This window comes from Pyramidobacter piscolens W5455 (genome assembly GCF_000177335.1).
Lineage (GTDB): Bacteria > Synergistota > Synergistia > Synergistales > Dethiosulfovibrionaceae > Pyramidobacter > Pyramidobacter piscolens.
Genome location: NZ_ADFP01000013.1, coordinates 1 through 5909 on the forward strand (window position 1 = coordinate 1; position 5909 = coordinate 5909).

The 5909-nt window shown below is 65.1% G+C and carries 4 protein-coding genes and 1 riboswitch; of the genes, 1 reads left to right on the forward strand and 3 read right to left on the reverse strand.

Features of this window, described 5'->3' with window-relative positions; translation table 11 throughout:
• Positions 1-858: pyridoxal-phosphate dependent enzyme (locus HMPREF7215_RS00935; RefSeq protein ID WP_040550006.1), on the reverse strand; the 858-nt coding region annotated here is incomplete at its 3' end.
• A gap of 220 nt (positions 859-1078) precedes the next feature.
• Here HMPREF7215_RS00935 and HMPREF7215_RS00940 point away from each other — a divergent pair.
• Positions 1079-2560 carry a hypothetical protein gene (locus tag HMPREF7215_RS00940; protein WP_009163687.1) on the forward strand — a complete coding sequence of 494 codons (1482 nt, stop codon included), beginning with the start codon at positions 1079-1081 and terminating at the stop codon, positions 2558-2560.
• Between the two features lie 109 nt (positions 2561-2669).
• Here the strand turns inward: HMPREF7215_RS00940 and HMPREF7215_RS00945 are convergent, their stop codons facing one another.
• Together HMPREF7215_RS00945 and HMPREF7215_RS00950 are read right to left on the reverse strand one after the other, a co-directional pair.
• Positions 2670-3869: a bifunctional 3,4-dihydroxy-2-butanone-4-phosphate synthase/GTP cyclohydrolase II gene (locus HMPREF7215_RS00945; protein ID WP_009163688.1), complete on the reverse strand. Its 1200-nt coding sequence runs from the start codon at positions 3867-3869 to the stop codon at positions 2670-2672.
• 105 nt (positions 3870-3974) lie between these two features.
• A riboswitch (FMN riboswitch) is annotated at positions 3975-4089 on the reverse strand.
• Positions 4090-4139: 50 nt separating this feature from the next.
• Positions 4140-5909: SbcC/MukB-like Walker B domain-containing protein (locus HMPREF7215_RS00950; RefSeq protein WP_009163689.1), on the reverse strand; the 1770-nt coding region annotated here is incomplete at its 5' end.

Sequence of the window (5909 nt, forward strand, 5' to 3'; positions counted from 1 at the left end):
GTGGGCGATCGTCTCGTTGTCGGGAAAGCGGCTGATCCGCGCCGATCCGGCGGCGAAAGCCGAAGCGACGGGCGCGACGCTGGCCGTCTGCGCGCAGATGAACCGCGGCAGGCGGTCGGTCAGCCCCGCGCGCCGCAGATCCTCGAAGCCGTTGACGATGCCGCGCAGGTTGCCGCCCGCGCTCACCGGCACGATCACCCAGTCGGGGACGCGGAAGCCGCGATCCTCGGCGATCTCGTAGGCGATCGTGCGCGAGCCGGCGACGCGGAACGGCACGTCGGAGTTCATGAAGTAGATGCCGCGCTCGGCGCCGAGGCGCAGGCTTTCGCGGTACAATTCTTCGTACGGGCCGGCGACGCGCAGCAGATGCGGGCCGTAGATGGCGATCGGCGCCAGCTTCTCGTCGGCGACGTTGCCCTTGACGAGGATAAAGGCTTCCATGCCCGCCGCCGCGGCGTACGCCGCCACCGAAGCCGCCATGTTGCCCGAAGAGACCGTGCCGACTTTCGCATAGCCGAGCGCCCGCGCGTGAGCGATGCACGAGGCCGTGCCGCGGTCCTTGAACGACCACGTGGGGTTGGCGCTCTCGTTTTTGACCGCCACCTCGGCCAGGCCGAGCTCTTTGGCCAGCGCCTCGAGCTTCACGAGCGGCGTGCCGCCCTCGCCCAGCGAGCGCCACTCGCCCGCCTCGAACGGATAGAACGCCGCGTAGCGGCGCGACTGGCATCTTTCGTTCGCGTCGATGCCGAAACCGTCCCACGCCAGATCGAGCGGTTCGCCGCAGGCGCAGCGAAACGGCGCCCGCTCCGCGCCGTACTCGGCGCCGCAGGTTTTGCACCGCAGAAGAGCTTTTTTCATGAAAAACACCCCGCTCCGACAGAAAGATAAAATCATCTTATCACAAAGATCCTGCAAAAAAATATGATTTCATGAGCTTTGCCAGTTGATTTTTCTCCGTTTTCAAGTTTAAATATATGGTTGAGACAGTTGCGCATACAGCGCCAAAATCACCGCATGAAGACAGACAGCCCGGCTCACGCCGGCCGTTTTCCAGCGAAAAAGCAGGAGGTACATGCAGATGTCAGTCGACCGAGAGGATCTCAAAAAGGGAAAAACACGGCCTCATGGACTGCGGAAACTCGCGCCCAACGATTTCGACGAGGAAATGAGCGCCATCAAAAACGGCCTTCACCACGTCGCCGAGAAGTTCCAAAAAAGCGCCCCCGTCGCCGAGGGGCAGCCCGTTCCCGTAGATCAGCTGGGCAAACGTTCGGCCGCCCAGTCGTTCGCCGCGATCGGGCACCTGATCAAAAGCGCCCTGCCCGACGCAGCCGAGCGCAGCGCCCAGGCTCAAGCCGGCAAAAAAGAGAAGATCGTCGTCGACTTCGAAGGGGAAGAGGCGTCGTGCGAAACAATGGGCCGCGATGAACAGAATGTCGCTCCGCAAAAGATCTCCGCGGCGGCGAACAAGGCGAAAGAAGTCCTGAAGAGCGGCGCGCTGCGCCTTGCCAGCGAGAAGAACCGCGAGATGGGACGCATTGCCGCCGGAGCGGCCGCCGAAGGGTTCGGCACGGCGTTCTGCGGCGTCGCCGAGGGGGCCCGCGCCCTGCGCCGCAGCGTCGAAAACAGATTTCCAAAAACCGGCAGGCTTTTCAAGGCCATCGGCATCGCTGCCGGAACCTCCTTCAGCGCCTTCGGCAAAGTCGCCCGCGCGACCGGCAAGGGCATCGTCTCGGTCGGGCGCGGCGCCGCAGAAAAACTGAAAGACCTCAAAGACTCGGGCGCCTTCGAGAACGCGAAAGACAAACTGAGCCAGAGCGCGTCCAGCGCCATACAGGGACTTTCACGGAAAGGCAAAAGCGCCGGCGAGCGCCTCGGCAAAGCGGCCTCGGGCGCCGCGACGGGCCTGAAGAAAGCCGCCCGGAACGCCGGCGAGCGTCTGGGCGCTCTCAAGGAAAAGGCCGACGCCAGACGCGAAGAGCGCCGCGCCGCCCGCGAAGCCGCTGGAACGCTCGGCACCGAAGAGAAGCTGAAAGCCCTCTCCGAAAAAGCGGCCGACCGATTCAAAAGCATGCGCAGCGAGCTCTCTGAAAAGACCAGAAAAATCGCCGCGGACGCCAAGAGCACCCTGCACCGCGACCACTCCGAACGCCCCGGCCGCGACGAAGGAAACGCCGCCACGTTCCGCCAGTTCGCCGACGGCGTCGCCGCCAAAGCCAAAGACGCGGCACGGCGCGCTTGCGCCAAGGCGAAACAGTTCGTCTGCGCCGGCGAGGGAGAGCAATCCGGCGAGAGCGCGCCGCTGGGCGAAAAACTTCGCGGCTGGAAAGATAAAATGACGCTCGGCGCCAAGGATTGGGCCGCGAAGGCAAAAAGCCGTTTCGAGGCCCTGCGCGCTCCCCAAGAGGAAGCGCCCGGGACCCCGCCCGCGCCGGAAACTTCCGCCGTCCCGCCGCAGCCTCAGCAGCCCGTCCCCCCGGCGGACGACGACGTCAACGACTACGCCGCTGAGGAGACCGTCGCTGCCGACATATTTCGCCAGAAAGACGACGGAAAATAAAACCGATGCCGTTTTCCAATATTATTGAGATGAAAAATGCGTGATGATCAGGTCGATCATCACGCATTTTTCGTTGCGCGTCCGCGGCGTCCCGCGAAGAAACGGCGGGCTAATAGGAGACGAGATGCCCCATCTTGTGCTCTTTGGTCTGAAGATAGAACAGGTCGTTGGCGGTGGCGGGCATCTGGATGGGGACGCGTTCGGCGATCTCGAGGCCGAAATCCGCCAGCCCTTCGATCTTCTTCGGGTTGTTGGTGAGCAGGCGCAGCGTACGCACGCCGAGGTCGCGCAGAATCTGCGCGCCAATGTAATATTCGCGCTGGTCTTCTTCGAAGCCGAGAGCCAGGTTCGCCTCGACGGTATCCAGGCCGCGGTCCTGGAGCGCGTAGGCGCGCAACTTGTTAAGCAGGCCGATGCCGCGGCCTTCCTGGCGCAGATAAAGCAGAACGCCGCGCCCTTCGGCGGCGACCTGCGTCATGGCGGCGGCAAACTGCTGGCCGCAGTCGCAGCGCAGCGAGCCGAAGGTGTCGCCGGTCAGGCACTCGGAGTGGACGCGGCAGAGCACGTCGCGCCCGTCGCCCAGGTCGCCCATGACAAGCGCCACGTGATGCTCGCCGTTGAGGCGGTTGCGGTAGCCGTAGGCCGTAAAAAAGCCGTACCTGGTGGGCATCTTCGTCGTCGCCACGCGCTCGACGAACGTTTCATGGCGCTTGCGGTATTCCTGGACGGCGCGGATGGTGACGAATTTCAGCCCCCACTCTTTCGCCTTCTCCGCCAGTTCGGGGGCGCGCATCATCTCGCCGTCGTCGCGCATCACTTCGCAGCAAAGCCCGCACTCTTTCAGCCCGGCGAGGCGCAGCAGATCCACCGTCGCTTCGGTGTGACCGTTGCGTTCGAGCACGCCGTTCGGCCGGGCCGCCAGCGGGAACATGTGCCCGGGGCGGCGGAAATCTTCCGGTTTTGCGCCGTCGGCCACGCAGGCGCGGGCGGTGACGCCGCGCTCGACGGCGGAGATGCCGGTGCGCGTGGAAACGTGGTCGATGGAGACGGTAAATGCCGTGCAATGGTTGTCGGTGTTGCTCTCGACCATCTGCGGCAGGCCGAGCCGCTTCGCGTATGCCGCGCTCATGGGCATGCAGATCAGCCCGCGCGCGAAGCGGGCCATGAAGTTGACGTTTTCGGTGCTGGCGAACTGGGCGGCGCAGATCATGTCGCCCTCGTCCTCGCGGTCCTCGTCGTCGGCGACGAGGACGATTCTGCCGGCGCGCAGCTCGGCGACGGCTTCTTCAACGGTGTCGTACTGGATCATGACAGGTTCCTCCCTATGGAATTTTCAGGGCCGTCGTTTTCTCAACAAAAAAGGCTCTGAAACGCGCAATGGCATTTCAGAGCCGGGATCCCGGGACAACGGCGGAACTCGCTTCTTTCATCCAGACTGTACTGTCGGCTTCGGAATCTCACCGAATCATGCCTTGCGGCTCGCGGGCTTTACCGCCGGTAGGGACTTTCACCCTGCCCTGAAGTTCGATTGTGATGGTGCGAAAAGAATCATACTCCTCCGGCCGCCGTCGGTCAAGAGTCAGCCCAGCCGCGAGCAGCCGGGACCGCTCAGCAGGCTGTGGCCGCCGGGGCCGGGCGTGAGCGTGAGATGCGCGTCGATACGTTCGCGCAGCGTCTTCACGTGCGAGATGACGCCGACGAGCTTGCCGCTCTCGCGCAGGCGGTTCAGGCAGTCGAGCACGGTCTCGAGCGTTTCTTCGTCGAGCGTGCCGAAGCCCTCGTCGAGGAACAGCGAGTCCACTTTCACTTCCCTCATGCCGTGCGACAGGGCCAGAGCCAGCGCCAGGCTGACGATGAAGCTCTCGCCGCCGGAGAGGTTGCGCGAGGTGCGCACTTCGCCGCCCTGCCAGAGGTCGACGACGTCGAGGCGCAGCGCGTCGTCGGCCGCCACCTTGAGGCGGTAACGCTCGGAAAGCTGCGCCAGCTGCGCGTTGGCGGCCCGCACGAGGCGGCGGAAGGTGAGGCCCTGTACGTAGCGGCTGAACTGGTCGCCGGAAGCGGAGCCGATCCGGTCGTTGAGGTCGCTCCAGAGTTCGTAGACTTTCCGCCGGCGCGCTTCGGCCTGCCGCAGTTCGCCCAGCCGCCGGCGGCATTCATCGTCGTGGCGCAGCGTCTGTTCGTCGGCGCCGCGGTTCTTGAGCAGCTCGGTCAGCTCCGTGCCGCACGCTTCGAGCGCAATTTTCAAGTCGGCGGCGGCGCGTTCGGGCGCGTCGCCGAGCGCGCGCTCTTCCTCGTCGAGCAGCAGCGCCTGCGAACGCAGCGATTCTTCGCGCCGCCACAGCTCTTCGCTGCACGCGCGCAGAGCGGCGATCTCCTCTTCGGAAAGCGCGGCCGTCTGCCACGCGGATTCTTCCGCAAAGCCGAGGCGCTTCAATCTCTCGGCAAACTGCGCCTGCGCTGCGGCAATCTCGCCTTCCAGCTCCGCCAGATCTTCGCGCACGCCTGCCAGTTCGGTCTCGGTACGGGCGGCGTCGAGGGCGCTTTGATGGCGGCGGGATTCCGCCTCGGCCAACGAGCTCTCGGCGGCGGCAAGTTTTTCTTTCAGCTTCGCGGCTTCCGCCTCGGGACGGCGTTCGCCGAACAGCTCGCGCCGCGCCCGCTGGCGCGATTCCAGATTTTCCCGTCCGCGGGACAGCGTTTCGCGCGCGTCCTGGAGCGAACGCTGCGCCGTCTGCCCCAGCGTGGAAAGGCGCTTGTGCTCCATCTGCAGGGTGGTGATTTTCTCCTGCATCGAAGCGAGCTTGCGCTCCAGATCGGTCACTTTGCGCGCCGCTTTTTCGGCGCTCTGGTGGAGCAGCAGTTCCTCTTCCTGAAGCACGCTGCGCTGGTACGGCGCGGGATGATGGACGGCGCCGCAAAGCGGGCAGGGTTTGCCCTCTTCGAGGCGGGCGCTGAGCATGCTGAGGTCGGCGCGGTACATGGCGGCCATGGCCTGCTCTTTTTCCTCGCGCGCGCCGGCAAGGCTTTTGCCCATCGCTTCGGCTTCGAACTTGATCTGGTTCAGCTCGCCCAGCACGGCGATGTCCTGCGCGTCGCCGGCGGCGAACGACGCTTCCAGTTCGGCGATGCGGATCTCCTGCTCGTGGCAGCGCAGCGCATGGCTTTCGATCTCGCGGTCGAGGTCGTGGACTTTGCCCCACAGTTCGGCCTGCTCGCCGTGTTTTTTCTTCAAGAGCGCCAGCTTTTCCGCGGCGTCGGCGCGCCAGCGCTCCGCCTCTTCGCGCCGCTGCGCGCCGGCGGCCGCTTCCGCTTCGAGGCGCTTCAGTTCCGCTTCCGCGTCGTCGCGGCG